The following is a 23824-nucleotide window of genomic DNA, read 5'->3' on the forward strand; positions in this document are numbered from 1 at the left end:
AGTCAGTAAAAACGCGTGTCGGTCATATGAATTTTGCAGATTGTGCGCGCATTATACCCAAAAATCACCCTTACTCGCAAAACAACTTGCTTTTATTTGACCTAAATTTGCTTGATATCTATCTAATATTTCAGAAAGACGGCAATAAAGATGACATGAAAATTAAGAAACAAAAAATGACGGCTTTTTTATAGGACTCTGCGATAATAGAAGGCTAAAATTATGGTCAATAACTGTTTGCTATTGGAATGTTGTCGTTCAATAAGATCTATCATCAACTTTAAATCAAATCACTCTTTTAAATAAGCCCATTCGTAGGACTAGACTTCATGACAAACCAATCAATAGACCCCTTTTTTCGACGCCTATTTATCGTCGTTGCTATTGTTGTGGCTATGGTTTTATTGTATTTATTGATGCCGGTCATTGTGCCGTTTGTCTTTGCTTTTGTATTGGCTTATTTGTTTAATCCATTGGTTAAACGCTTATCAAAATATATCAAACGTTGGATTGCCATTATTATTGTGTATTCGACGATTACGTTGAGTATGGTGCTACTACTCTGGTGGTTGATACCGACATTGTGGCATCAGCTGCAAGCAGCATGGGATTATCTGCCACAGCTTTTAACTTGGTATAATGAAGTCGTCCGTGAATGGTTTGCTAGTAATAGCCGTATTCGTCTACCAGAGCTTGAGTCTAAGGGCTTCTCTGAGACCTTGGTTGAATACATGCAAACCAATTATAAGTTTGAAGATGCCGGTACCATGATGAGCCAAATACTGGCGTCTAGCATGAACTTTATCAATAATGCTGGGCTGATTGTACTGGTGCCGATTTTGACCTTTTATTTCTTATTTAATTGGGATCAACGCTTACATACATGGAAAATGGCGATACCTGCGCCATACTGTAAAAAAGTGATTCAAATTGCGCAAGAGTGTGACCGTGCGTTGATGGCTTTTATTAAAGGTCAGCTATTGGTGATGGTCTTACTAGGTGCTATTTATGCCGTGCAATTGCAGCTTATCGGGCTTGAGCTTGGGCTGATTATTGGTATGGTTGCAGGTATTGCTAGCTTTGTACCGTATTTGGGCTTTGGGATTGGCTTCGTTGCCGCAATTATCGCTTGTCTGTTCCAGTTTGGCCTAGATTGGACGTATTTATCCTTGATTGCTGGCGCATTCTTGATTGGACAAGCTGCCGAAGGCTATATCTTGCAACCGTTACTATTGGGAGACAAAATTGGTCTATCGCCATTATGGGTAATATTTTCGGTACTGGCAGGTGCAAGTTTGCTCGGTTTCGTTGGTATGCTGATTGCGTTGCCAGTGTCTGCTGTCTTGAACGTGTTATTCCGTCATTTTTATACTCATTATCAAACGACTGACTTTTATAAAGGTCGTAAGCAGTTGGCATTGTTTGAAAAAAAATAATGTTGTTGTATGTATAGATGCCATGAAGTCCTTCAGGTGACAGGACATATCATAGTCGTTTGCCTGCGTGATAAAACAGGATTGATTGGGTGTTATGGGTAAAAGACTTGTCAGTCATTTTGCAAATATGTTATATATAGGCGCAGTAGTAACGGTATTGACCTTTACTAGGTTGGCTTTGGTTAAAATGAATTTTACCAAAGTCAGTTTATAAGCATACTAGTCGTTTAGCCTTTTTATTGATTGTGCTACGCAAACCGAGTTGATGATTCATGGCAGAAGCACAGCTAAGTCTCAATCTGGACATAAAGCATGATGCAAGTCTCAGCGACTTCGCCGGTCCGGGTTGGATGTCTATTATCGATGCAGTACGGCAGCTCCATGTCGGCCTGATAGGTCAGCTGTACCTATTTGGCAGTCCTGCTACTGGCAAATCGCACTTATTATCCGCTATTTGTGAGTCGTTTATTGAGATGGACAAGTCAGCGATTTGTCTGTCGTTAAACGAGTTGATTCATACCGATGTCAATGTATTATCATCGCTAGAAAATTTCTCTTTGATTGCGATCGATGATTTGGAAGTCATTGAACAAAACAGTCAATGGCAAGAAGCTTTATTTCATCTGATTAATCGTAGCCGCGAAGGGCAGCGCCAACTTTTATTTGCCGCTAATAAGCCTGCATCCGAGCTGCCGTTTCAATTAAGAGATTTGCTCACCCGTTTGGCACAAGCGCCCTCATTCAAAGTACCGACAGGACATGATTTTGCAGACCGCGAAGCATTATTACAGTCGATATTGCGCAGACGTGGTTGGCAGTTTGATGAACGTATTACCAATTATCTGCTCACTGAAGGACCGCATCGTATTGGTGCAATGATGGAGGTGCTCAATTACATTCAACCCATGTTCTCCAATTTGGGTCGCAGTAATATATCAAAAGCGGTCATTGCTGACGCGCTGCGTACGATTGATGAGCAGACGCTTGCTGCTGAACTTGCTGATATCGCACAGGAGTCGCAAGTAGACAATGATGCCGCTGATCAAGACCATCATACTCAGCATACGATGCCACTTGATTTTTAGCAGTCAGAACACAAATTTTCTATCCGAAATGCTTTTTACTACTATTGGAAAAATTATGAAATCAAATGCGTCTTTGCTAAAAAAACTGTCTATCAGCGCTGTGTTTATTAGCGCAGCTTCTGTGTCTATGCTGTCGCAAGCGGCAGTCACTTTAGTGGTTGATGATCATATCAAAGTGACGGCAATCAATGGTCAAGAGCTGACACAGAGTGTTCTTCAGCCACTGACCAAGTCATTTACCTTGCAGCCAGGTAAGCATGTGATTACCGCTAAATATGATCGTCTTTATGATCTGCGCCGTGATGAGCATGATTATTTGCGTTCAGGTAACGTCAGTGTTGCCGCTGAATTGGCAGACAATCAGACCTATCGCTTAACCATGCCAAATCAGCCAGAAGATTATGCCGCTGCCAAGAAGTATGCTGAGCGTCCAACGCTTGCGATACAAAGTAATAACACCATCATTGCCAGTCAAGAAAGTGTCGGTGGTAATAGCAATAGCTTATTCTCAGGTCTTGGTAAAGCATTAGGTGGCGTATTCGGTGGTAGCGGTGATGCTGAGCTACAAAACCAGCGTGCGATAGCTGCACTCGATCAGCCATCCGTAAGTACTAACAAGTCAGTAACTACAGGTGCTACCGTGACGCAAACGACAAGTGTCAACGCATCTACCAATTCACTTGATCAGTTTATGCAGATTTGGCTACAAGCCACACCTGCTGAGCGTGAAAAAATGCGTCAATGGGTGCAAAAGTAAGCTTTGAGATAAAAAAGTAAAAAGATTGCACATAAAAAAAGCACCTATTTAGGTGCTTTTTTTTATATCTTAGATTTTGTGACTATTCAGCTTTTAGCCCAAAAAGGCATTATACATCCATATTAATTTTTCTTGCTCTTGTACATAAGCATCAACAAGATCTGCTGAACCCTGATCTTCTGCTTCTGCTGCTAGAGTCGATACTTGACGTTGTTCTTCAATGAGCTCTTGTAAACCTGTCACAACGCCCTTAACACAAGTAGTGCCGTCTTTAACGTTCTTATCTTCTTGAATGCTGGTATGCTGAGCAAAATCGCTATAAGCATGTAACGGTGTGCCGCCTAGGGTCAAAATACGTTCAGCAATTTCATCGATTTGGATTTGCAGCGCGGTATATAGCTCTTCAAACTTTGGATGTAAAGTGAAGAAATGCTCACCTTTGACGTTCCAATGATAACCACGAACATTGATATAAAACATATGATAGCTAGATAGCAGACCATTTAACTTGCTGATGACTTCGCTCATATCTGCTTTTTCTAGACCGATCTGGTTAGTGTCGTTATTATTGTTACTCATTATATTATCCTTTTCATTGAGTGTAGGGTTCAAACATCAAGTTATTAAACCTTTAAACTTAAGCAAGTTATAGCGAGCGATTATTAAACTAAAGCCTAAATAACCGCTTACTACGCGTTACTCAACCTTTGATGCTTACTATTGTAGCAAGCATGCAAAAATAAGTTAAATTAATCAAATTAAAATTTGTAATATATTTTATAAAACAACTAAATCCTTGGTCTAACAGAAAGCAATAAGCCTATTTAGCAGGTATCTGTAAGCTTTCAGAGTTCAGACCTTTTACTGCGACTACTTCTAATAAATGCTGGCGTACCGTATCGATAGGGAATTTTTGAGCTTGCAAGCGTTTAGGAATAATCTGACTGCCTTGCTGACCTTTCATCTCAAACATCATAAAGATATAGTCGTCGGTCTCATCCCAGCTTTTCACAGCGCTCCAAGGAATCACCGCTTGTTGGGTGCTGCCTGCACGCATCTGCATACCGCGCATCTGATTGCTACTAAACATATCTGACTGATTGACCGGCACTGCCATTACCAGACCATGCTTCTGTACACCCAGTTTCATTTGGCGCATCTCGTCAGGCATTTCTTGCTCAGCGACTTGCTTTTCAAACTCTCTTTTCACATACCATTTAAAACCAAGCGTACGAACCAGTAGGTAAATAACAACGGCTGCTAGCATCAGCCAAAAAATAATGGTCGAATAACCGGTCAAAAAAACCAGTCCAGCAACGGCTAAAACCACAGCGACTGCCATGATAATCCATTCTTTAAGCTTGATACTCGACAGACCAAATGACGGGCTGGCACTAGAAAATAGCTCATACTGTGCTTGATGGAATTCTGCCTCGGTTAGGTTTAAGGCAACAGGTTGCAGCGTGTAGGGGTACAGAGCCATAAAGGTTTCTCAAAGACTTATAGTGAAAACGTTAAATTAAAAGCGCCAAACGTCGACAACAAGGTAATATTTGGCTGGAAATAGAATAAAGATATGCGCTTATCTTACCGAAAATCGCCCTTAAATGAAACATATAAGCCACTCTGTTCGCTAATAGACACCATATTTAAGCCATTAGTAAAGGTAAGTCATATTTATAGAGAGCTTGCGACCTTAAATTATATTATTAGCACGTTAATATGAATAACTATTTCCTATTTAAAGATTAAGAGAATAGAAACTCAAAACTCAGTCAAGAGATGGGCAAAAAACTGCCAAAACATGGTCAAAACAGCCGCAGCTTGGTATTATAGCGGCTACCATCTAATTTTAAGCAAAATCAGGCAATCGAGCTCAGATTTTCATTATTTTCACACCTTTTATCCACTTTTAGCGCGACAGGCACCTATTATGATAGACCCAAAACTCTTACGCGGCGATTTGACAGATTTACAGCAGCAATTGGCCACCCGTGGTTATACGCTTGATATGGCGTTCTGGCAAAATATTGAGAACGAACGTAAATCGCTACAAGTAAAGACCGAAGAGTTGCAGTCGCGCCGTAATACAGGCGCAAAACAAGTTGGCGTGCTTAAAAAATCTGGCGAAGATGCTAGTGAGTTGCTTGCTGAGATGCAAAGTGTCAGTGGTGAGATTAAGACAGCCGAAGACGAGCTACGTACCTTACAAGAGCGCATTAGCCAAGCAGCAATGCAAATTCCAAATATCCCAGCAGCAGATGTGCCAGTTGGTACATCAGAAGACGATAACGTCGAAGTACGCAAATGGGGCACACCGCGTGAGTTTGATTTTGAGATTAAAGATCATACGCATATTGGTGAGACACTTGGTATGCTCGATTTTGAAGCAGCAACCAAGCTTACAGGAAGTCGCTTTAATGTTTTAAAAGGACAATTGGCGCAGATGCATCGCGCCTTGATTCAGTTTATGCTCAATACCCATACGATGAAGTATGGCTATACTGAAACCTATGTACCGTATATTGTTAATTCTGAAAGCTTAAAGGGCACGGGTCAGCTGCCTAAGTTTGAAGATGATTTGTTTAAGCTAAGCAATCATACGAATAATGATGACATGGATTTTTATCTGATTCCAACCGCAGAAGTACCGATGACCAACTTGGTACGGGGTGAGCGCTTAGATATCAAAGAGCTGCCATTAAAGTTCACCGCTCATACGCCGTGTTTCCGTAGTGAAGCTGGCTCGCATGGTCGTGATACCCGTGGTCTGATTCGTCAGCATCAGTTTGAAAAAGTCGAGATGGTTAATATTGCCACAGCTGAGCAGTCAGATGAGCTGCTTGAAGCAATGACAGGACAAGCAGAATTTATTTTACAGCAGCTTAATTTGCCATACCGCACCGTCAAATTGTGCACCGGCGATATGGGTTTTGCCGCGCAAAAAACTTATGATATCGAAGTCTGGTTACCAAGCCAAGATACCTATCGTGAAATCTCAAGCTGCTCAAACTGTGGCGATTTTCAAGCACGCCGTATGGGTACACGTGTTAAGGACGGTAAACAAACCAGTTTAGCTCATACCTTAAACGGTTCGGGTCTAGCAGTAGGTCGTACCTTATTGGCAGTGATGGAAAATTATCAAAATGCTGATGGTAGTATTACGATTCCAGAAGTATTGCGTCCGTTTATGGGCGGTGCTGACACCATTTTATTATAGTTTTTTGATATGCGGGTTTTTGACATATAGTTATTTGATGATTGATGCAATTAGTGAGTTGGTATTCAGGCTCGCCGATTGTGTTTTATTGCAGTAAGTATCGGTCAAATTGATAAAACTGATACAAATTATTATTAAATACGAACGGTTCTGTCAGCGCATTTTTGCGCTAGATAGAGTGCAAATATGTTAATATTACCCCTGTATTTACAGATTATTCGTTAAGGGCGCCCATTGCGTCCTTATTTTATGACCCTCTGAGTAAACTCTCCTCTTATCCTCCATACTTCTATCCGAATATTAGGACACTCTATGCCAGCTCCAATTAGCGAACGTAAATTAGCCAATGCCATCCGTGTACTGTCGTTCGATGCGGTTCAAAAAGCCAATTCTGGGCACCCGGGTGCACCAATGGGTATGGCTGATATTGCCGAAGTTTTGTGGCGCAAGTTTTTGAAGCATAATCCTGCTGACCCAAGCTGGCACAACCGTGACCGTTTTGTCTTATCAAACGGTCATGGCTCGATGCTGATCTACTCATTGCTACATTTATCAGGCTATGACGTTAGCGTTGATGACCTAAAAGGTTTCCGTCAATTACATTCGAAAACGCCGGGTCATCCAGAGCTTGGTTATACGCCAGGTGTTGAAACCACCACTGGTCCATTAGGGCAGGGTATTGCCAATGCGGTTGGTTTTGCAATTGCAGAAAAAACGTTGGCAGCGCAATTTAATCGTGATGGTCATAATATTGTTGACCATCATACCTATGCGTTTTTAGGCGATGGTTGCTTGATGGAAGGTATCAGCCATGAAGTCTGCTCATTGGCTGGCACGTTAGAGCTTGGCAAATTGGTATTTTTCTATGATGACAATGGCATCTCAATTGATGGTGATGTCGACGGCTGGTTCACTGATGATACGCAAGCGCGCTTTGAATCTTATGGCTGGCAAGTTATCAAGGTCGATGGTCATGATACCGATGAGATTACGCACGCGACTGAGCAAGCGATTAAAGAGACGACTAAGCCAAGCTTAATTATTTGCAAAACGACTATTGGCGCTGGTAGCCCAAACAAACAAGGCTTAGCAGCCAGTCATGGCGCGCCACTAGGTGATGATGAAATCGTTTTAACCCGTGATGCATTATCTTGGACGCATGCACCTTTCGAGCTAGATGATGAAATCTATCAAGCGTGGGATGGTAAAGCGAAAGGCGACGTCTTACAGAAAAACTGGAGCGCGAACTTTGACGCTTATAAGAAGGCTTATCCAGAGTTAGCAACTGAGTTACTTCGTCGTTTAGAGGGTGACTTACCAGCTGATTTTGAGCAAAAAGCGCAAGAGTATATCCAGCAAACTCAAGAGCAGGGCGGTGATGTTGCCAGTCGTAAGGCCAGCCAAAATGCCATCAATACCTTACAGCCATTATTGCCAGAATTACTTGGTGGCTCGGCGGATTTAGCAGGCTCAAACCTCACACTATTTAAAGACGCCAAAGGCATCCAAGACGACGACGCTGGCAACTATATCTATTATGGCGTGCGCGAATTCGGTATGACGGCTATTGCTAACGGTATCGCACTGCATGGCGGTTTTGTTCCTTATGTTGCGACGTTCCTGATGTTTATGGAATACGCACGTAATGCGGTACGTATGGGCGCACTCATGAAGCAGCGTGTGATTCATGTGTATACCCATGATTCTATTGGTCTGGGCGAAGATGGTCCAACGCATCAGCCAGTTGAGCAATTGACTAGCTTACGTACCACGCCAAATCTACGTACATGGCGTCCTTGTGATGCGACTGAATCAGCAAGCGCTTGGGTTGAGGCAATTAAATCAGAAAATAATCCATCTGCCTTGATTTTCAGCCGTCAAAGCTTGCCACATCAAGCACGTGATGCTGAGCAAGTAGCAAACATCACCAAAGGTGGTTATGTACTTGCAAAAGAGCAAGGCGAGCTACAAGCAATTATCATCGCAACTGGCTCAGAAGTCGGTCTTGCTATGCAAGCTTACGCGACCTTGAGCGAAAATGGCGTCGGTGTACGTGTGGTCTCTATGCCGTGTGCAGAAATCTTCGTCGAGCAAGATACTAGCTACCGTGAAGCGGTATTGCCAGCCAATATCCGTGCCCGCGTCGCTGTAGAAGCGGCACACGTCGATTACTGGTATAAGTTCGTTGGTTTAGACGGTAAAGTGATTGGCATGACGACTTATGGTGAATCAGCACCTGCTGATGAGCTATATAAAGAGTTTGGTATCACGACTGACGCGGTAGTTGAGGCGGTGAATAGTTTGGTTTAATCACTTTTCGTAGGCTGTAGTTTTAGCCCTACGCTTAATTCAACTATGAGTCATAGTTAAGTTTATGACACCGAACGAAAAAGAGCTGCTAGGTTATTCTGGTGGCTCTTTTTTTGTATAGCTAATCAATATATTAAGTTGTATTATTTGTATAAACTAAACATTTGACTAGGTGTTGTAATGATTAAAGAGCTAATTAAGGATATAAGTTACGACAAAATAACCCTCAATCAAGCTTTAACTAGAGCTAAGTTAGTAGCTTATAAAATTGATAACAACGAGTTCATCATTTGGATAAATAAAGAGCTTAACGGATATGATGATTTAGACATTGTTCCTGAATATCGAGAATTTTATTGTGAAATGTTTGCTAAAGTGCATAGCTCGTACTATGGAAGCAAAGATGTTCCTATAGATTTAACGGAGATTAATGAAAGAATTGATGGAAATCTCTACACTTACGTTCACAGGGCAGGGATATCAAATATAGAACAAAATGTAATAGATGCTAAAGATGCAAACGAACAATATGGTTATATTGACTTTCCTATTGAAATCGTAAGAGATGTAGTAAGAATGTTCCAACGAGATGATATTATAGCTGTAAGAAGAAGAATAGTTTTTGGTAGATTACATAACCTCTTAAACATGACCAAGCAAACGCTTTTAGACACATTGCTTGAACTAAATAAAGCTTTTCCAAATCTAGAAGATGAATATATGAATATATGAATGATGATAAAAAAGATACAGCTAGCCAAATAATTACTAATATTTACGGTAATAACGCAAGTTCAAATGTTGGTGTGGGACAAAATTTCACTCAAGGTATTAGCAATAGCTATACGGAAAAAGTAGAGCAAGTCCTTAATGATTTAAGGCAGCTAGGTGTTCCGAATGAAGATATTAACGAATTAGAGGATATCATCAATAGTGAGCCTGATAAAAGTAAACTTGGTACTAAGTTACTTGCTTGGTCATCAGCGCTCATGACAAAAGCTTTTGAAAAAGGTATAGATGTTAAAGTTCCTGAGGTTCTAGATGCAATTCAAAATCTTTTAACTTAGTTTTTAATTGAGCACAGCATTTTCTATATATGATTCAATAAACTCAAAAAAACGAGTTGCTAGGATTTCTAGGAACTCGTTTTTTATGTTCTTTTAAGTCTTTCAGAGCTTAATTAGCAGCAATCAATTTCCCTGATATCTCAAGAGGAATGATATTGCTAATCACTTTTGGAAAAGCAGTAACCCCGTAGTTGTAACGATCTACCAAGCCCGTCGCGCGAAATTTTAAGGTAGGTCTAGAGGTGACAGGATCATTCTCTACATCTGATAACGTTACTCTCACCGTCAAAGGTTTGGTTTGACCCAACACTGTAAAGTCACCGGTCACATTGGCTTCTTTAGCATTTATCATGCTGACTTTTTTAGAAACAAAAGTCATCGTCGGATATTGTTTCGTATTCAAAAGCTCCTTTCGGCGCAAAAATGAATCTCTCAAGCTGCGATCAGTATCGATACTATTGGTAAAAACGGTAAAATTAATGGTCGTGCTTGCAGGTTTATTGACGTCATAATTGATGGCGCCATTGACCTTATTGAACCTGCCGTCAGTCGTGGCTTTACCCAAATACTTGACCTCGAACTCGACATTGGTCTTTGGGACGTCCAGTTTCCATTTTTGCGGAACGGTCGCCGCCAATCCCATGACTGGTAATGATAATAGTAGGCAGCTGCTGAGTGTGATTTTCAGCAAAGAGGTGACAGGTGTGGTCATATGTCTGATCCAAAGAGAGATAGGAGGTATATCAGTAGTTAAAATAATTTAATTCAAGTGGTTCTATAGTAATTAATCCGTGCTCTATTCTTTTTAAAATCAATCGACTATAGTAAGGCGATATCCTACTACAATTAAGCGATTTCAATGTACTATTAAAGTTATAAGCGCTTGAGGCGTGTTATGTAAATGGTTTAAGACAGACAGCATACTATTTTAATTATAAGTGTTTTTATCTTTTTTATTGGAAGACGATTATGTCCCTCATGTCCAGCTTCAAAGGTGTCTTAGGCGAAACAGTCATTAATGTTGCCATGTGGTTAAAGCTAGAAAAAGACCTTTATCATCGTTTAAATAATGTTACTTTACCATTAGCCAATGGTGGTAGTACCCAAATCGACCATGTCATTGTCTCTAAATACGGCATCTTTGTGATCGAAACCAAAAACTATAAAGGCTGGATATTTGGTAATGAGGCGCAAAGACAGTGGACGCAAGCTTTCCCAAATGGAAGTAAATACAAATTTCAGAACCCATTACGCCAAAATTATCTGCACATCAAGACGCTTGCGGATTTATTAGCATTAGAGATGAGCTACTTTCATTCGATGATTGCGTTCATCGGTGAATGTGAGCTAAAAACTCGCGATGAGTTGCCGGAGCACGTATTGACGAGTGGAATGGTGTCTTATATTAAAAGAAAGCAGGATGAGCTACTTACTGAAGACGAGGTCACATCCATCGTTGCTCAGATTGAAAGCAATAGATTTAGTAAGTCGTGGCGCACCAATCAAGCCCATAAAGCGTACTTAAAAGATAGGCATAGCAATCCAAGCAAGTCGTCTAGCAATAACTCTAATGGTAAGTCAGTTGCTACAACTACTGATAAGTCTACATCTGAGCCGATAGTAAAAGAAACCGCTAAACGAGCCAGGCTGAAAAGCAGAGAAGTGCATCGATGGTCTGGTCAAACTGAGATTGAATCTAGCGATTTACCAATTGATAGTTTGAGTACTCAGCAGATAAGTTCGCCGCATGATATTACTGATAAGGTTTTTCTCACACCCTTTGAGGTTATAGAGACTGAGCCACAAGTGCATTACCCTGCGACACTTGTGGCGATAGACAATATAGCTAATTTCATCCAAGCACCAACTTGCCCGAGATGTAATAGTGAGATGGTCAAACGCGTTGCAAAAAAAGGCGCACATCTTGGGCAGACCTTTTTTGGTTGTAGCCAATTTCCAAAATGTCGCGGAGTAGTCAACACAAATTGAGCCCAAATGAAACTTGATTTTGGGCTCAAATAATCATCTTGGACTATGTTAAGCAGAGACTGACTCAGCATGCACGTGATTCGCCTTGATAAGGTCTGCTATTTTTTCAGCAATCATAATCGTCGGTGCGTTGGTATTGGCACTGATTAAGGTTGGCATCACTGAAGCATCGATGACCCTTAGTCCACTCACGCCACGTACTTTTAATTCTAAATCAACGACTGAATCGCTGTCTGAGCCCATACGGCAAGTGCCTACAGGGTGGTAGATAGTGTCCGACTTGTTGCGAATATAGCCAAGCATACCGTCTTTTTCGATATAGGGGGCAGGGTAGTCCTCAGTGATGTATTCAGCCATTGGCGACTCTTGCATAATGGCGCGTGTACGCTCTGCACCAGCGACCATATACTCTACATCTTTGGGGTCAGAGAGATAGTTTGGATCAATCAATACCGCGTCTGAGGGATTGGCAGAGTCAAGCCTGACGGTACCGCGGCTTTCAGGGCGTAGATAACAGGTATGACAAGAAACGGCAAAACCCCGTCTAAGATCACGTCCATGTTCAATTACGCGAGAGATGACAAAATGCAGCTGAGTATTTGGCCATTCTTGTGGGTCGTCACCGACGCTAAAGAACGCGCCTGCTTCTGCATAATTGGTAGATAACAGACCTGTGCCATCTTTTCGCCATTGCCGAATACTTTTGGTCAAGGTTGAAATAGTTGCTATACCAAGACCGATGACATCGGTAGTATTGACCTCGTAATCAAAGACGACATCTAAATGATCTTGTAAGTTACCGCCAACGTCGGGTGCATCTACCAATACATCGATGCCATGAGACTGCAAATGTTCAGCAGGACCAATGCCTGATAGCATCAGAACTTTGGGTGAGCCAAAAGCACCACCTGATAAGATGACTTCGTGACGTGCCATCAGGATATGGTCGACACCATCCTTTTCATAGGCCACACCAGTCGCTTGTTTGCCATCAAAGATGACGCGATTGGCTTGTGCGTGGGTGATAACGGTTAAATTAGGTCGGCTTTGTACTGGATGTAGATAAGCCGCCGCCGCAGAGCAGCGTTGACCTTGTTTTTCCCCATGAAAATGGGTGACTTGATATAATCCTGCACCGTCTTGTTTTTTGCCGTTAAAGTCATCATTTTGATCTAAACCATTGGCAATGGCAGCTTCTACAAAGGCTTTTGAGATATCACGTGGACTTAGTAAATCACTGACATGCAGTGGTCCACTATCACCATGCAGCTTGTCCGCGCCGTGGATATTGTTTTCTGATTTGATAAAGTAAGGCAGTACATCATCAAAACCCCAGCCTGTGCAACCTTGCTCAACCCAGCGTTCATAATCAAGCGCACTGCCACGCGTATAAATCATGGCATTGATAGCGGAGGAGCCGCCCAAACATTGACCGCGTGGTTGAAAGCCGCGTCGGTTATTAAGATGTGTTTGCGGAGTAGTGTGAAAGCACCAATTGTTTAATTTTAGTGGCTTGCCCGGTACCATCAAAATCAGTCCAGCAGGTACGCGAACTGCCAAGTCTTTGCCCTCACCACCATATTCTAACAAGCAGACACTGATGTCTGGGTTTTCTGTTAATCGGCTGGCAAGCACACAGCCAGCTGAACCGCCACCAACGATGACGTAATCAAAGTTTCCATCAAGTTCCATTTTATATTCCCTGTAGCATCCATGCTCATTAAAACGTATTTATTGAAATAGGTTACGCTTTAGAGTATCTATTATTTTGCTGCAATAATGAAGTAAAAATGACTACAAGGTATAAGGTTGTTGTAAATTTTCATATATATCAATTGTTTGGGTAATAAAAAAGGGCGGCGTAGTAAGTCTGATATCTTACTGTCTATTATTAAATGTTAGACCGCACAGACTTCTGAGCGGACGATAAAGCGTTTACCCTCCGGTATCTCAAGTGAAAAACTGGCACCACGCCCATTGACAACATCAATGGTCAGATCGGTATGTTGCCACAATTTGTATTGAGGTTTGCCCATGTAAAACGGACAGCCGCTGAGCTCACCGACCAGCACATCTTGTCCGCCCACTTTAAATTCGCCCAATGGATAACACATCGGTGAGCTGCCATCGCAGCAGCCTCCTGATAGATGAAACATCAATTCGCCATGCTTGGATTTTAATAGTTCGATTAGCTCTTTACAGGATTCTGTCGCCGTGACATTCATAGTAATTTCCTTATCATTTATGGATAGCTCATGCTTTGCTAAAGCAAAAATGCAATCTACCTTACGATAGATTGCATTTATTTATCTAAAATCAGTACATGTTTTTAGATTAAAAGAAGCCCATCGCTTTAGGACTGTATGATACCAGCATGTTTTTGGTCTGCTGATAATGATCTAGCATCATCAGATGGTTTTCACGACCAATACCTGACTGTTTGTAGCCGCCAAACGCTGAATGCGCAGGATAGAGGTGATAGCAGTTGGTCCAAACGCGACCGGCTTTAATGCCACGACCGAAACGATATGCGCGAGTGCCATTACGCGTCCAGACACCAGCACCAAGACCATATAAAGTATCATTGGCAAGCGCCATCGCTTCTTCATCGTCTTTAAACGTAGTGACAGCAAGCACAGGACCAAAGATTTCTTCTTGGAACACGCGCATATCATTGGTGCCCTCAAAGATGGTGGGCTGTACATAGTAACCGTTTGCCATATCGCCATCATGTTTGGCAAGCTCACCGCCAACAAGGACTTTTGCGCCTTCTTTTTTACCGATATCGAGATAAGATAAGATTTTTTCTAGCTGATCTGAGCTGGCTTGTGCGCCAATCATGGTGTCGGTATCAAGCGGGTTGCCCATTTTGATAGCTTTTACGCGAGCGATACAGCGTTTCATAAATTCATCATAGATGCTTTCGTGTACGAGCGCGCGTGATGGGCAAGTACAAACTTCGCCTTGGTTTAGCGCAAACATGACCAAACCTTCGACGGCTTTGTCTAAAAAGTCATCGTCTTCATCCATGATATCAGCAAAGAAGATGTTTGGACTTTTTCCACCCAGCTCTAGAGTCACCGGAATGATATTTTCACTGGCATATTGCATAATTAAGCGACCAGTGGTGGTCTCACCCGTAAAGGACACTTTATCGATACGTGGGTTAGAAGCAATTGGCTTACCAGCTTCAACACCAAAGCCGTTAATGACGTTAAGAACACCTTTAGGAAGAATATCCGCCGCGCCTATTAAATCAAGCATATACAAAACAGAAGCAGGCGTTTGCTCGGCAGGCTTAAGAACGACACAGTTACCCGCTGCAAGAGCAGGAGCAATTTTCCAAATTGCCATTAGAATAGGGAAGTTCCAAGGAATGATTTGACCGACGACGCCAAGTGGCTCATGAAAATGATAGGCGACCGTATCTTCATCAATTTGGCTAATGCCGCCTTCTTGCGCGCGAATCACACCAGCGAAGTAACGCAAATGGTCAATGGCGATTGGAATATCTGCGGCTAGAGTTTCACGTACTGGTTTACCGTTTTCATAGCTTTCGGCTATAGCGATAGCCTCTAAATTGGCTTCGATACCGTCGGCAAGTTTAAGTAACATATTAGAGCGTTCAGTGACACTGGTTTTGCCCCATGCGTCTTTGGCAGCATGAGCCGCATCTAGCGCTGCTTCGACATCTGCTTCTTTTGAGCGTGCGATTTGGCAGAAGGTTTTACCGTCGATTGGACTTGAGTTGTCAAAGTACTCGCCATCGATTGGCGCGACCCACTCACCATTGATAAAGTTATCATATTTTTCGCGGAATTGGACGGGACTGTTTTCAGTATTGGGATAAGCGTATAACATGAACGATTCCTTGTTGTGTATTATGGTTGTTTTAACATAAATACTTGGTCATCCCGACCAAGCTATGACTCTATCGTACTGAGCTTTGGCTCCAAGCGATAATGACTTTTTATAATGATATGCTTTGTATCACATAACTTAAAGTTATGCGAGGTAGGACGGTTAAAGTGGTTCGCAAAATGGATGTAGCTGTTATAATTAAGGTCAAATACTTTTAGCTCGTCATGGTTATGAATTTAATCCTGTCAGCTTTCTTTCTTATACTCTTGGTTGGTTTGGATATATGCGTCAATCTTCTGCTCTTGATATTTTAAAAACAGGTCAAAACGTCTTTTTGACGGGCTCAGCAGGTTCAGGTAAGACTTATACACTTAACCAATATATTGATTATCTACGCGCGCGTCGGGTACCTGTTGCTGTGACCGCGAGTACAGGCATTGCCGCCACTCATATGAATGGCACGACGATCCATAGTTGGTCGGGCATTGGTATTAAGGATGAACTGTCTGACCGCGACTTGACCAATTTATCACGTAAGCAGTTTTTGGCAGACCGATTAAAAGATACTGCGGTACTTATCATCGATGAGATATCCATGCTGCATGCCAAGCAGATTAATTTGGTCAGCCAAGTGCTTAAGCATGTACGCAAAAATGACAAAGCTTTTGGTGGTATCCAAGTCGTTGTTGCAGGAGACTTTTTTCAGTTACCACCGATTGGCAGTAAGGGTGAGAGTAATCGTGAGAAGTTTGCTTTTATGTCGGAAGCTTGGCTCGATGCCAAGTTTCACATCTGCTACTTATCTGAGCAACATCGGCAGGTCAGTGAAGCGGCGAATGGCGGGCTTGATTTGGACGATATTCTCAATCAAATCCGTCGTCAGGAAGTGACTTTTGAGGCGATTGCTGCCTTAGAAGCTACCTTTGATCAAAACGTTGATATCAAGCGCACGCGCCTTTATACCCACAATCTCAACGTCAATAAAATCAATGATAAAGAGCTTGCTGACTTATCTGGTGAGATGATGCGCTTTGAAGCCACATCTGTTGGCGATAGTAAACTAGTTGAGACACTAAAAAAGACGGTTCGTACTCAAGATGACTTGGTACTAAAAGTTGGTTCAAAGGTGATGTTTATTAAAAACAATACTGAGCTTGGCGTGTCTAACGGTACGATGGGTGAGCTTATTGGCTTTGCTGCTGTCAAAATTGATGATAGCAAAGAAAGTAGTGACGATTTAATCGAAGACGATGATATTGGTAGCGATAAAGACAGTGATGTTGGTAGCGATAAGCAGACTGCCAAAAGCGCAAAAGAAAAAGCCAAAAAAGATAAAGCAAAAATTAAAAAGCCGACGACACAAAAAATGCCAGTGGTTAGGTTAAATACTGGGCGTGAGGTTATCGCTGAGCCAGAAGAATGGATTATCGAGGACGAGACGGGCGATGTGCTGGCAAGCTATGAGCAAGTGCCATTATGTCTAGCTTGGGCGATTACCATTCATAAGTCGCAAGGTATGACGCTTGAAGCTGCTGAGATTGACTTGTCACGTACCTTTGAGCTTGGGCAAGGATATGTGGCATTATCACGGTTAAAATCGCTGGCAGGTCTGCAGTTGCTCGGTATGAATGAAATGAGCTTGCAGCTTGATCCTTTGGCACGCGGTGCAGATAAGCGCTTTTTAGTGCTGTCTGATGAAGCGGATGCCAATTATGCAATGCTTGATGAAGAGAGCATGACACAGGCGCATGAGAAGTTCATTCTAAAGTCCGGCGGTACATTAAGCAAGTCAGTGATTGACGCCTACGCAAACCTACAGACAAAGCGCCGTGAACAAAATCAAGCACAAATAGACAAAAAGCAGAAACTTGGCAATCAAGTGTCTGATAAGTCAGACAGTACCTTACTTGCCACACGAATACTTCTTGAAGAAAGTTTATCTATCGCGGAAATATCGCAAGCACGGCAGCTGTCACAGTCTACCATTATGCGCCATATTGCTGAGCTGAAATCTCAAGACCCTAGCCTCGCTTGTGATCATTTGCGTCCAGAAGATGAGGTTATGACGGCAGTGGGTAATGCCTATGTGGCGATTAAAGTTGCTAATAACCCAAATGATTTTAATGATGATGGTAGTATTAAGCTGCGTCCGATATTTGAGCATTTAAAACAAAGCGCTGATTACAATACCATTCGTTTGGCATTGATATTTATTACTCCGTAGTCATTCTGAAGTCATAAATAACTTTTTAAAAGATGACTCTTTTATCTGCAACTGTTTTATTCGCGACTGCCTATATAGTTAATTCAATTTTAAAAGGGTGCAGAGCTACTGGGGTTAATTATTCGCAGCCTCTGTCTGCGTAGGCACAGCAAGCAAGAAAAATTAACCCCAGTAGTACCTTATAACATTTGTATTTATTTTATTCGCAAACGACTATATTTTGCGTGGCGCTTTTTTGATCAGCCGATGGCATTCAATTTAAGCCTTCATTTTTTATTTCTATTACAGCGATAACTTGTTATGCCTGATTTTTCTAGTGCTACCTACCATTTGACGTCTAATCCTGCTACAGCAGGGTTTCATACGACCAGTGACCAGACTCAGCCTTTGAGAGTGGCTATCAATGGTTTTGGTCGTATTGGTCGCAATGTATTGCGTGCGTTATTAGAGCGCTTTGAGGTGCTAGGACGTGCTATTCATGTGGTCGCGATTAATGATTTGGCCCCTGCCGAAACCTTATTACATTTACTGAGGTTCGATAGCACACATGGGCGTTTGAGCCAGCTTGGCGTGACAGCGGATATCGTACAAGATGGCTTCACCGATCGTCAGCAAAAGCCCTGTGCGACAGCAAAAAATGATATTCAGCTGTGCTTGACCAAAAATAATCTTACTTACTGCATTCGTTTATTATCAAGAGAAAACCCAGAGACACTGCCATGGAAAGAGTTGCAGGTCGATGTGGTGCTTGAGTGCACCGGACACTATCGCTCATATGAGCAGGCAAACTTGCACATAGAGGCGGGTGCCAAACAAGTGATTATCGGTGCCGCACCCTTTGACCATGTCGATGCTTGTATCGTGATGGGCGTCAATAGCGATGCTTTGACGCGTGATCTGCCTATCATCTCTAGCGTCTCTTGTACCACTCAGGCGCTCGTACCGCTTATTGATACCCTTGATAAGGCGTTTGGCGTTGAGTCGGCGATGATGACTGAGATTCATGCAGTGACGGCTGATCAAACCGTACTTGACCAAGCGCACCGTGACCTAAGGCGTGCGCGCGCCTCTGGTTATAATATCATTCCGACGACTTCCAGCAGTATCGCTGCTACGGAACGCGTGTTACCAAATATGGTGGGCAAGATAAATGGTCATTCAATAAGAGTGCCAACTATTGATGTCGCCGCTATTGATGTGACGTTTGTATTTGAGACGCCAAATGTCAGTATTGAAGCAATACGTGACGTTTTAAAATCAGCGAGTCAGGCGCATTTAGCGACGATCATGGACTATACGGACGAACCGCTAGTCTCAAGTGACTTTATCCATCAGACTGAATCATTGATTATAGATGGGCAACAACTGATGCAAGTCGGCAATCAATACAAGGTTTTTGCTTGGTACGACAATGAATGGGGCTATGCCAATCGCATGCTTGATATGTGCTTGCATCTTGCTTCAAACAAGCTTTAGACTCATGATTATAAGCCGTTTAAAAAATAATTTAAATTTTTTGACATAACTGCTTGCATTCTCATTTCAGATCGCTATAATGATGCACAAATGGAGACGTGGCAGAGCGGTTGAATGCACCGGTCTTGAAAACCGACAAGGGTTAATAGCCCTTCGAGAGTTCGAATCTCTCCGTCTCCGCCAAATTCGAAAATCCCCAATCAGCAATGATTGGGGATTTTTTATATTGCTATAGATTTTAAAACCTTTGTTTTATTTGGCTAGTAACTCGTCAAACTCGATTTCCTGCCCATCCGCTAATATCATTTTACCCTCAGTGATCTCAATGCTCACTCCTGTGTTATTTTTAATAGCACGCATAACATTGATGTCTTCGATACTGCTCTCAATGATTATCTTACCAGATTGTTCTGGAGCGATAGGTGGCTCAAACTGGGTTAATGGCACATTGAAGCGTTTACTTTTGGTCAAACGTTTCTCTTTCATCGTGAGAGTACCTTGAAAACTTTCGATAGCTACTTTGCCATGATTTGACAGCATAAATTGTAGCTTGACTTGGTTTAAGCTATCACTATCGCTGGTTTTGACTGGCAATAGGGCAACAGGATAGTTGAGGTGATTGGCAGTTTCGAGCTTTTGACTGGTTACAATGGGACTTTTCTTACCCGTTGGGTTGTTTGGATGTAGGCGCTCATATTCGCGCTGTTGGATCAAAGCTTGTTTAATAGTAATACGCGGCATCGCGCCTGATTCATAGGCGCTACTGAGCTTCATACGTAGCATATAACGACTTAGCAGCTTTCTATCTGCTTCAGGTAGACGCTCAAAGGTATCGCCCAGTGTCTTTTGCCACTGATCAGAGTTGGTCGGTATGGTTTGCTGGCTAGGATCTACTTGCGGCTGCGAGCAACCGTACAGGGCAGGAAACAGCCCCAAGCTCACAGTCAATAACACAACTTTATTTAAACGTTTGTATAAACCCATTATCTGATACCTCCATATGAGCCGTGATAGTTGTTATCTTAATGTATTGTATCTCACAGTTGTGTATGTTTATTTATCGCTAAATAAAGGTGAGTACAGTATTATCAATCGCAAAAAAAGACCAAGCACCGTTAGGTTAACTTAGTCTTTATTAAGGCTTCGAATATTAGCTACTCAAGCGGTTAAACACTCAAATGCTACTGCTATTTATTTTCTTGCAGATCAGACAATGAATGGGTGATATTGTTATTGTGAGTCACCACAATCGCCTCATCAATAATACGCTGGCTCACGCCTTTTTTGCGTAATGTCTCAATAAAAACTTCATCATGGGCAAGCGTATAGTCTTGATGGTCACGATCAAGACCTTGACGGATATATAGGCGAATCAAGCCTTGAATACGCTTAAATCCAAGCTCTGATGCGGTCGCCGTTAAAAGCTCAATCATCTCTTCAGAGAGGCGAATACTGATAGGGCGCATGATTTTTTGCGGATGATCAGAAAACTTATTTTTTATACGTGCAGGTATCATAATAAACCATTACTATTAGTGAGTAGGAATAAAGCACTCAGGCAAAACTGACTTAGTCATATCTACCCTTACCATACAACAAAAGTCCCCAAAAGAACACCGAAGCTGCATTAATAGCCATATTAATGATGTGTTAGTAAATGCGAAGCAAAAAAAACCTCCATCAAATAAGTGATGAAGGTTTTTTCGTATATGGCTCTCCAACCTGGGCTCGAACCAGGGACACACGGATTAACAGTCCGTTGCTCTACCAACTGAGCTATTGGAGAATAATTGGTAATAACATCAAGTTTTACAAAGGCTTTAATATGCCCAATTGCTTGTCTTGTTTGCGTTATGTGGGGCACATTTTAGCCAAGTAGTCATGAGCTGTCAACCTTATTATGAGATTAATTATAAATCTAATCATAATTGTCTAAATATCGACCATAACACCATTATTTTATCTACTTTAATAACATGTTGATGACTCAATAATAGAACAACCACTATCTATTTGAGCAAACTATTAAAGCAAAAAATATCCTTACCGTATAATTGATATAGATAAATATCGCGCCTAAAGATAAAGGACAAAAGCAGTGACCACCTTAAAATATATTGCTCATTATTCTGAGAACATCCAAAATCAAGCTGCCATGTTGATTAGTAGTGGCAAACTGGGCGATTATTTGGATAAAAACTATCCCGAGAGACACCAAATCCAAAGCGACAAAGCGTTATATCACTATATTAATGACATAAAAAATCAGTATATGCGCAAAAGCAATCCATTGTCTCAAGTGACTTATAACAGTAAGCTCACCGTGCTCAAACATGCTTTGGGTATTCATACTTATCAGTCTCGCGTGCAAGGCAGCAAGCTTAAGGCGCATAATAGCATTACGGTCGCAAGCTTATTCAAAGAGGCACCACCTGAGTTTTTGCGGATGATTGTTGTTCATGAGTTGGCGCACTTTAAGGAGCAGGAGCATAACAAAGCATTCTATCAGCTGTGCTGTCATATGGAGCCTGATTATCATCAGTTGGAGCTGGATACGCGTTTGTGGTTGCAATGGCGCGAATGCTAATCTATCGTGGTTGGCATAATAAGGTGGATGAATAGGATAAGCTATGGTGTCGTCAGCGCAACAAGGGACTTTAGGCCATAAGCAAACATGGTTCCTTCCTCTGCTATGTCTGCTCGCTGGCGGCGCTTTAATCGGCATTTCTACTAATTTGGCAAAATATGCAGGCGAGATTGGTCTGACGCCACTGGCATTTCTGTTTTGGTCTATTACAGGTGCTGCAGTTATTTTACTTGTTTATGCACTGCTGCGTCATGAGCTACCGCCTTTAAATAAACCTATCCTCAGCTATTATTTTGTTGCAGCATTGGTCAGTGTTGCAGGTTCCAATTTAATATTTTTCTCAGCGATTCCACACGTTGGCGCAAGTTTTGTCGCTTTGATTATCTCCTTGCCGCCGCTGCTTACTTATTTTGCCGCCATCGTGTTGCGTATAGAGCCATTTACTAAGCTTCGCGCACTTGGTGTGATCGCGGCACTTGCGGGAGCGGGCGTATTGGCAGCACGTAAGTTTTCTGCGCCAGATGCCAGTGTGTTTTGGATCGTCTTGACGCTTTGTGGTCCTGTTTTGCTTGCCATTGGTAATATTTATCGGACGCTATATTGGCCAGACAATCTCTCTGCTAGTGCGCTTGCGCCTGGTATGCTGATTGCTGCATCCGGATTGCTAGCTTTGGTCAGTATCGTTCCTCATTACTCTTTAGCGGTTCCGATGACAGCGCTTTTACCACTTGGTTTAATTGTGCTACAAGCATTTGTATTCGCTGCGCAGTTTTTACTGTTGTTTTTACTGCAAAAAACGGGCGGTCCTGTGCTGCTGAGCTTATTAGGGGCAGTAGGGGCGGTAGTCGGTGTGCCAATTGCTATTTTTTTACAAAATGAAAGCCCACCAGAAGGGCTGATTTTAGGTGCTTCATTGATCGCACTTGGCGTAATATTGGTCACTTATGGTGGTGTAAAGATGATGAGAGCAGAGCAAGGGTCAGTAAGTGAATGATATGCCAACCTGCCAGCATTGTTATCTGAATGTCATGTTTTGTTAAAGTCGCTATGTTAAACGCCTGCCTGTCTTGATTGAGCCTAAGTGTTATTTGGTATAATGCAAAAAATACATGAGATTGCATTATGAACGCCTTTATATCCAATTCTAGCCCTACCTTCAAACGTCATTCTTATAAACTCTTGCAAAGTACCGTGTGGTTAGTTGCTGCATCCGCCTTATTCGCCTGTAGCCAACCTGACAGTAGCGCGTCCAGTGCAAGCTCCTTACAAAATGACAATGGCGCAGCAGTCACCGCAAATGTTGCTGAATCAAACGCTCAAACGGAATCGGCAATAACAACGCCAGCCAGCAATCCAGATTTATTAAAAAACGTCTCAGCAACGGTCTACAAAGATGCCAATTGCGGCTGCTGTAAAGACTGGATAAGTCATGCAGAAGACAATGGTCTGAGCGCCATTGCGCACGATGTTACGGATTTGGCATTATTTAAAGAGCGCTACGGCGTACCAACTGAGATGCGCTCTTGCCATACTGCTGTCACAACCGATGGTTACGTCTTTGAAGGTCATGTACCAGCCAAATATGTGGCGCAGTTTTTAGAAAACCCACCAGTACAAGCCCTAGGTCTTGCGGTACCTGGTATGCCAGTTGGTAGTCCAGGTATGGAGTATCAAAATAAATTTGCGCCTTATCAGATTATGCAGCTTAATAAAGATGGTACTACTGAGGTCTATGCTGATATTCTCTCAACCGAGCAACAGCTATAAGCTAGCGCTTTTTTGCTTTGTAATACCTAAATTAAATCGTTATTA

Annotated in this window: 21 protein-coding genes and 2 tRNA genes; 14 read left to right on the top strand and 9 right to left on the bottom strand. The window is 42.2% G+C overall.

Going from position 1 to position 23824, the window contains the following annotated elements; translation table 11 throughout:
- Positions 1 to 329 precede the first annotated feature (329 nt).
- The 3 genes from FQ082_RS04380 (at position 330) to FQ082_RS04390 (ending at position 3278) form a co-directional block, all read left to right on the top strand.
- Positions 330 to 1436: an AI-2E family transporter gene (locus tag FQ082_RS04380; protein ID WP_149492178.1), complete on the top strand. Its 1107-nt coding sequence runs from the start codon at positions 330 to 332 to the stop codon at positions 1434 to 1436.
- A gap of 272 nt (positions 1437 to 1708) precedes the next feature.
- Positions 1709 to 2521 (top strand): DnaA regulatory inactivator Hda, encoded by an 813-nt coding sequence (gene hda / locus FQ082_RS04385; protein ID WP_011514174.1) that lies wholly within the window; start codon positions 1709 to 1711, stop codon positions 2519 to 2521.
- Between the two features lie 55 nt (positions 2522 to 2576).
- Positions 2577 to 3278 (top strand): DUF2057 family protein, encoded by a 702-nt coding sequence (locus FQ082_RS04390; protein ID WP_149492179.1) that lies wholly within the window; start codon positions 2577 to 2579, stop codon positions 3276 to 3278.
- A gap of 93 nt (positions 3279 to 3371) precedes the next feature.
- Here FQ082_RS04390 and FQ082_RS04395 read toward each other — a convergent pair whose 3' ends face one another.
- The gene (locus tag FQ082_RS04395) at positions 3372 to 3857 is read right to left on the bottom strand and encodes a Dps family protein (RefSeq protein ID WP_011514172.1); all 486 of its coding nucleotides are present in this window, start codon (positions 3855 to 3857) and stop codon (positions 3372 to 3374) included.
- Between the two features lie 241 nt (positions 3858 to 4098).
- The gene (locus FQ082_RS04400; RefSeq protein ID WP_011514171.1) at positions 4099 to 4761 is read right to left on the bottom strand and encodes a YcxB family protein; all 663 of its coding nucleotides are present in this window, start codon (positions 4759 to 4761) and stop codon (positions 4099 to 4101) included.
- A gap of 450 nt (positions 4762 to 5211) precedes the next feature.
- Here FQ082_RS04400 and serS point away from each other — a divergent pair, with 450 nt between their 5' ends.
- The 4 genes from serS (at position 5212) to FQ082_RS04420 (ending at position 9875) form a co-directional block, all read left to right on the top strand.
- The gene (serS, locus tag FQ082_RS04405; protein WP_149492180.1) at positions 5212 to 6498 is read left to right on the top strand and encodes a serine--tRNA ligase; all 1287 of its coding nucleotides are present in this window, start codon (positions 5212 to 5214) and stop codon (positions 6496 to 6498) included.
- A 312-nt stretch (positions 6499 to 6810) separates the two neighbouring features.
- Complete coding sequence (tkt, locus tag FQ082_RS04410; RefSeq protein ID WP_149492181.1) at positions 6811 to 8808, top strand: transketolase; 1998 nt, start codon at positions 6811 to 6813, stop codon at positions 8806 to 8808.
- A gap of 180 nt (positions 8809 to 8988) precedes the next feature.
- Positions 8989 to 9540, top strand: a complete 552-nt coding sequence (locus FQ082_RS04415) for a hypothetical protein (protein ID WP_149492182.1) — start codon at positions 8989 to 8991, stop codon at positions 9538 to 9540.
- Complete coding sequence (locus FQ082_RS04420; RefSeq protein ID WP_149492183.1) at positions 9537 to 9875, top strand: hypothetical protein; 339 nt, start codon at positions 9537 to 9539, stop codon at positions 9873 to 9875. The genes FQ082_RS04415 and FQ082_RS04420 overlap by 4 nt, the downstream gene beginning before the upstream one ends.
- A gap of 109 nt (positions 9876 to 9984) precedes the next feature.
- Here the strand turns inward: FQ082_RS04420 and FQ082_RS04425 are convergent, their stop codons facing one another.
- Positions 9985 to 10587, bottom strand: a complete 603-nt coding sequence (locus tag FQ082_RS04425; RefSeq protein WP_133105044.1) for a YceI family protein — start codon at positions 10585 to 10587, stop codon at positions 9985 to 9987.
- Positions 10588 to 10853: 266 nt separating this feature from the next.
- On the opposite strand from FQ082_RS04425, the gene FQ082_RS04430 reads away from it, so the two are divergent.
- The gene (locus FQ082_RS04430; protein WP_262498150.1) at positions 10854 to 11864 is read left to right on the top strand and encodes an NERD domain-containing protein; all 1011 of its coding nucleotides are present in this window, start codon (positions 10854 to 10856) and stop codon (positions 11862 to 11864) included.
- Between the two features lie 48 nt (positions 11865 to 11912).
- Here FQ082_RS04430 and FQ082_RS04435 read toward each other — a convergent pair whose 3' ends face one another.
- The 3 genes from FQ082_RS04435 to FQ082_RS04445 all read right to left on the bottom strand — a co-directional run bounded on the left by FQ082_RS04435 (position 11913) and on the right by FQ082_RS04445 (position 15725).
- Positions 11913 to 13556, bottom strand: coding sequence for a GMC family oxidoreductase (locus FQ082_RS04435; RefSeq protein WP_149492185.1), 1644 nt, complete (start codon positions 13554 to 13556; stop codon positions 11913 to 11915).
- A gap of 206 nt (positions 13557 to 13762) precedes the next feature.
- Positions 13763 to 14089 (bottom strand): DUF779 domain-containing protein, encoded by a 327-nt coding sequence (locus FQ082_RS04440; protein WP_020444032.1) that lies wholly within the window; start codon positions 14087 to 14089, stop codon positions 13763 to 13765.
- 109 nt (positions 14090 to 14198) lie between these two features.
- Entirely contained in the window at positions 14199 to 15725 is a 1527-nt protein-coding gene (locus FQ082_RS04445) for an aldehyde dehydrogenase family protein (protein WP_149492186.1), read from the bottom strand.
- Positions 15726 to 16008: 283 nt separating this feature from the next.
- On the opposite strand from FQ082_RS04445, the gene FQ082_RS04450 reads away from it, so the two are divergent.
- From FQ082_RS04450 to FQ082_RS04460, 3 genes are all read left to right on the top strand, one after another.
- On the top strand, positions 16009 to 17949 hold the full coding sequence (locus FQ082_RS04450) for an AAA family ATPase (RefSeq protein WP_149492187.1): 1941 nt from the start codon (positions 16009 to 16011) through the stop codon (positions 17947 to 17949).
- Positions 17950 to 18249: 300 nt separating this feature from the next.
- Positions 18250 to 19425, top strand: a complete 1176-nt coding sequence (locus FQ082_RS04455) for a type I glyceraldehyde-3-phosphate dehydrogenase (protein WP_149492188.1) — start codon at positions 18250 to 18252, stop codon at positions 19423 to 19425.
- A gap of 92 nt (positions 19426 to 19517) precedes the next feature.
- A tRNA-Ser gene (locus FQ082_RS04460) sits at positions 19518 to 19608 on the top strand.
- A 69-nt stretch (positions 19609 to 19677) separates the two neighbouring features.
- Here the strand turns inward: FQ082_RS04460 and FQ082_RS04465 are convergent.
- The 3 genes from FQ082_RS04465 to FQ082_RS04475 all read right to left on the bottom strand — a co-directional run bounded on the left by FQ082_RS04465 (position 19678) and on the right by FQ082_RS04475 (position 21211).
- A complete protein-coding gene (locus FQ082_RS04465) occupies positions 19678 to 20409 on the bottom strand; it encodes a hypothetical protein (RefSeq protein ID WP_020443981.1) in 732 nt (243 codons plus the stop codon).
- Positions 20410 to 20612: 203 nt separating this feature from the next.
- Complete coding sequence (locus tag FQ082_RS04470) at positions 20613 to 20942, bottom strand: hypothetical protein (protein ID WP_011514160.1); 330 nt, start codon at positions 20940 to 20942, stop codon at positions 20613 to 20615.
- A gap of 193 nt (positions 20943 to 21135) precedes the next feature.
- Positions 21136 to 21211: transfer RNA gene (locus FQ082_RS04475), tRNA-Asn, on the bottom strand.
- Between the two features lie 312 nt (positions 21212 to 21523).
- Between FQ082_RS04475 and FQ082_RS04480 the strand changes: the two genes are divergently transcribed.
- The 3 genes from FQ082_RS04480 to FQ082_RS04490 all read left to right on the top strand — a co-directional run bounded on the left by FQ082_RS04480 (position 21524) and on the right by FQ082_RS04490 (position 23779).
- Positions 21524 to 22012 (top strand): M48 family metallopeptidase, encoded by a 489-nt coding sequence (locus FQ082_RS04480; protein WP_133105038.1) that lies wholly within the window; start codon positions 21524 to 21526, stop codon positions 22010 to 22012.
- Positions 22013 to 22055: 43 nt separating this feature from the next.
- Positions 22056 to 23006, top strand: a complete 951-nt coding sequence (locus tag FQ082_RS04485; protein WP_149492189.1) for a DMT family transporter — start codon at positions 22056 to 22058, stop codon at positions 23004 to 23006.
- A gap of 128 nt (positions 23007 to 23134) precedes the next feature.
- Positions 23135 to 23779 (top strand): DUF411 domain-containing protein, encoded by a 645-nt coding sequence (locus tag FQ082_RS04490; RefSeq protein ID WP_149492190.1) that lies wholly within the window; start codon positions 23135 to 23137, stop codon positions 23777 to 23779.
- Positions 23780 to 23824: the final 45 nt, after the last annotated feature.

The sequence above is a fragment of the Psychrobacter sp. ANT_H56B genome (assembly GCF_008369245.1).
Taxonomy (GTDB): Bacteria; Pseudomonadota; Gammaproteobacteria; order Pseudomonadales; family Moraxellaceae; genus Psychrobacter; species Psychrobacter cryohalolentis.